This is a genomic window from Acidiphilium sp., assembly GCF_049977125.1.
Classification (GTDB): Bacteria; Pseudomonadota; Alphaproteobacteria; order Acetobacterales; family Acetobacteraceae; genus Acidiphilium.
The window spans coordinates 31779-35411 of sequence record NZ_JBMFGY010000021.1 but is presented as its reverse complement, the minus strand read 5'-3'; the positions used below and the strand labels follow the sequence as shown (position 1 = coordinate 35411).

Here is a 3633-nt window from a genome sequence, read left to right as displayed (position 1 = left end):
ACCTTGGTTATATTAAGGCTGAGTATATCGGGGTCAAGGCCGCGCAGGCGGCGGGGGATTAAAGCCGCGCGCGCGGCGGGCGTTTAGGGCCGCGCAGGCGGCGGGCGTTTAGGGTCGCGCGAGCGGCAGGCGGGTGCCGGAATGGGCGCGCTCGGTGCGGATGGCGGCGCGGAAGCGGTACAGCCGGGCCGGGCGGCCGGGGCCGGTGGCGAAGCTTGCGGTCTCTTCCAGCAGGGATTGGCTTTCGATCAGTCGGCGGAAATTGCCCTTGTGGAGCGGATGACCGGCCAGCGCCTCGATGCAGCGTTGCAGATCGAGCAGGGTGAACTTGTCGGGCAGCAGCTCGAACACGATCGGGCGGTATTTGATCTTGGCGCGCAGGCGGCTGATCGCGGTGGCGAGGATGCGGCGGTGATCGGCGGTCATGCTGGCGCCGGGGAGCGGATCGCCGTGCGGGGGGCGGCCATCGCGCAGGGCTTCGCGGACCATTCCGGCCTCGTAGAGCAGCTCGTAGCGGGCGAGGGCGAGGTCTTCGTTCCAGGCGGCACCATCGAGCGCGAAGCAGGTGGCGGCGCGGGCGGCGCGGTCCGGCGTCGTGGCCCAGCGTGCGAGGCCGGGTTCGATCAGGGTGGTGATCAGGTCGGCGCCGGTGCGGCGGTCTTCCCAGGGGAAATAATCGTACCAGTTCCGCCAGGAGACGCGGCCGCCGAGCGGGGCGCGGGTTTCGGCGGTGAGGCCGAGATAGGAGATCGAGATGCTGCGCCCGGCGCGGCTGCGATCGGGGTCGGCGAAGGTGTAGAGTTGTTCGACATGGCCCGGCGCGTGGCCGGTGTGGCGCTCGACCCAGTTACGCAGCCCGGCCTGGAGCGAGCGATGGCCGGATTCGAGCGGACCGGCGGGCAGGGCGCTGCCATCGAGCAGGGTGAGCACGCGGGGCGTGGCGTTGGTGACGGCGACGAGGACGGCGATGAGCTCGGCGTGGATCGGTTGCGCGCCGCTCATGAGGTCATGGTTTCATGATCCGGTAAGCGACCTGGGCGGTGAGTTGGCGCGGGGCGAGGCGGGTGCCGAGCGCCATCGCGGCGTTGGCGGCGCCGGCGACGATGGTGGGCCGGCCTTTCGCCATGGCGTCGACTCCGATCCGGGCGACCTCGGCGCTGGTCATGGCGACGCGATCGACAAAGGCGGATTTGGTCTGGGCGGCGATGTCGAAAAACTCGGTTTTGGTGGTGCCGGGGCAGAGCACGGTGGTCTTGACCCCCTGGCGCGCCAGTTCGACATCCAGCGCATTGCCGAGGGAGAGGACATAGGCCTTGGTCGCGGCATAGACGGCATAGAGCGGCACCGGCTGGAACGCGGCGGTGGAGGCGACCAGCATGATGCGGCCCCAGCCGCGCTGGGCCATCATCGGCGCGAACAGATGGGTCAGATGGGTCAGGGCAGAGATGTTGACCGCGATCATTTGTGCGATTTTGGCGTAATCGGTGTCGGTGAAGCGGCCGAAGGCACCGAGGCCGGCGTTGTTGATCAGGATGTCGGTGGTGGGGAACCGGGCCGCGAGGTCGCGGGCGGCTTCATGATCGGCGAGGTCGGCCGGCGCGGTTTCGACGTTGACGCCGAACAGGCGGCATTCGGTGGCGAGTTGCTCCAGCCGGTCGGCGCGGCGGGCGACCAGCACCAGATTGGCACCGCGCTGGGCGAGCTGGCGGGCGATGTCGGCGCCGATGCCGCTGGAAGCACCGGTGACGAGGGCGCGGCGGCCGCGAAACGGGTCGGTCATTGATTGGTCTCCGTGAATTGGTCATGATGGCATCGCGCCGCGCATGGCGCAATTTAGGGCGGTTCGACGGCGGCAAAAGACGCATGATGGCAAAGGATGGGCGATGACAAAAATTCTGCGCGTTGGCTTGGTGATGGCGGGGGTTGCGCTGGGGGTGGTTGCGACGGCCAGCGCCTCGGCACCCGATGTCGGGACGGCGACCAGCGATATGACCCGGATGCTCGCGGCGATCGCGCATCCTGACTACGCCGGGTTCGTGGCGCCGGCGACGAGCCAGTTCAAGGCGAATGTGGACCCGACCAAATTCGCGGGCCAGGCGAAGATGATCGATTCCAAGATCCCGCTGGCGCAGCCCTATACGGTGAAATTCATCACCACCCAGAAAATCGGGGCGTATCTCAACTATATTTTCGAGATCACCCTGCATGATGGCGATCAGGTGCTGGCCAGCCTCACGCTCGAACACGGCAAGGCCGCGGGGTTTCACCTGCTGTAACGGCGCCGGGTCAGCCTGAGGCGCGCTCGGCGTTGGCGGCGGTGGCGCCGGAGCGGATCGCGCCTTCGATGGTCGAGGGCAGGCCGGTCGCGGTATAATCGCCGGCGAGGGTCAGGTTGCTCAGCCGGGTGATCGGGCCGGGGCGGCGCGCGAGCTGGGCGGGGGTGGCGGCGAAGGTGGCGCGCCTTTCGCGCACGATACGATAGGGCGGCATGGTGCGGGGCAGGCCGAAGCCGCGTCGCAAATCCGACCAGACCTCGGCGGCGAGGGTTTCAGGATCGGAGTCCAGCCGGTCATTGGCGGCGCTGATGGTGACCGAGACAACCTCGGTCTTTTCGAACACCCATTCGGCGACGCCGCCGATCAGCCCGTAGAATCCGGCTTTGCCGGGATCGATGCCGGCGCGGAAATGCAGGTTGAGAATGGCTTCGAACGCATCCGGCACGGTCAGGGAGGGCAGAAGCTCGGCGGTGACCCAGGGCGGTGTCGCGAGGATGACGCGATCGTTCGGTTCGATGATTTCATCGACATTGGGGCCGACCAGGCCGGTGACGCGGTTTTCCGAGACGGTCAGCCCGGCGATGCGGGCGCCGAAGCGGAATTCGGTGCCGTGGGCGCGCAGGAAGGCGAGCGCGGGATCGACGAAGGTTTCGGACAGGCCGATGGCGGGGTAGCGCGGCATCGAGGCGGCGCCGCCGCGCGCGAGGCTCTCGGCGACCACGGCGGCGAGCGGGGCGGCGGAGGCGATTTCGGGCTTGGTGTTCAGCGCCGCGATCGCGAGCGGTTCGAGCAGCCGATCGTAGAGCGGGCCGAGGTCGCCGAGCAGGTCGGCGACCAGATCGTCGGGTTTCGCGCGTTGCAGGCGCCGCAGCGCCCAATAGTCGCGCGGGCTGGTATCCGGCACCCGCCAGTCGCGGCGGAGCACCCACCACGGCGTGACGCCGCGGTTGAGCCGCAGGGTCCAGGCCGCGCCGGAGACGAGATCGATGAAGGGGAACAGTGGTTTGTCGGGTCCGACCAAGGTGTCGGTCGCGCCGATCCGGTCGAGATAGGCGATCGTCGCGCGGTTGCCGGACAGGAGGAGGTGGTTGCCGTTGTCGAGGCGGCAGCCCAGGGTGGTGTCGTGATAGGAGCGGCAGCGGCCGCCGGCAAATTTCGCCTGTTCGTAGAGAACGACGCTGACGCCGCGCGCGGCGAGGCTGGTGGCGGCGGAAAGCCCGGCCATGCCGGCGCCGATTACATGCACGCGGCTCATGCGCCGTGATCCATAGGTACGCGGCTCATGCGCCGCGATCCACATTCACGCGGCTCATGCGCCGCGATCCACATTCACGCGGCTCATGCGCCGCGATCCACA

General features: G+C 68.4%; 4 protein-coding genes. 1 reads left to right on the top strand and 3 read right to left on the bottom strand.

Annotated features, from left to right (window positions below; genetic code table 11):
• Positions 1-108: 108 nt before the first annotated feature.
• Complete coding sequence (locus ACP5E6_RS05705; protein WP_427952700.1) at positions 109-1002, bottom strand: NUDIX hydrolase; 894 nt, start codon at positions 1000-1002, stop codon at positions 109-111.
• A gap of 4 nt (positions 1003-1006) precedes the next feature.
• Positions 1007-1780 carry an SDR family NAD(P)-dependent oxidoreductase gene (locus ACP5E6_RS05700; protein WP_427952698.1) on the bottom strand — a complete coding sequence of 258 codons (774 nt, stop codon included), beginning with the start codon at positions 1778-1780 and terminating at the stop codon, positions 1007-1009.
• Between the two features lie 103 nt (positions 1781-1883).
• Between ACP5E6_RS05700 and ACP5E6_RS05695 the strand changes: the two genes are divergently transcribed.
• Entirely contained in the window at positions 1884-2276 is a 393-nt protein-coding gene (locus ACP5E6_RS05695) for a hypothetical protein (protein ID WP_427952696.1), read from the top strand.
• A gap of 10 nt (positions 2277-2286) precedes the next feature.
• Here the strand turns inward: ACP5E6_RS05695 and hpnE are convergent, their stop codons facing one another.
• Positions 2287-3531, bottom strand: coding sequence for a hydroxysqualene dehydroxylase HpnE (hpnE, locus tag ACP5E6_RS05690; RefSeq protein ID WP_427952695.1), 1245 nt, complete (start codon positions 3529-3531; stop codon positions 2287-2289).
• Between the last annotated feature and the right edge of the window lie 102 nt (positions 3532-3633).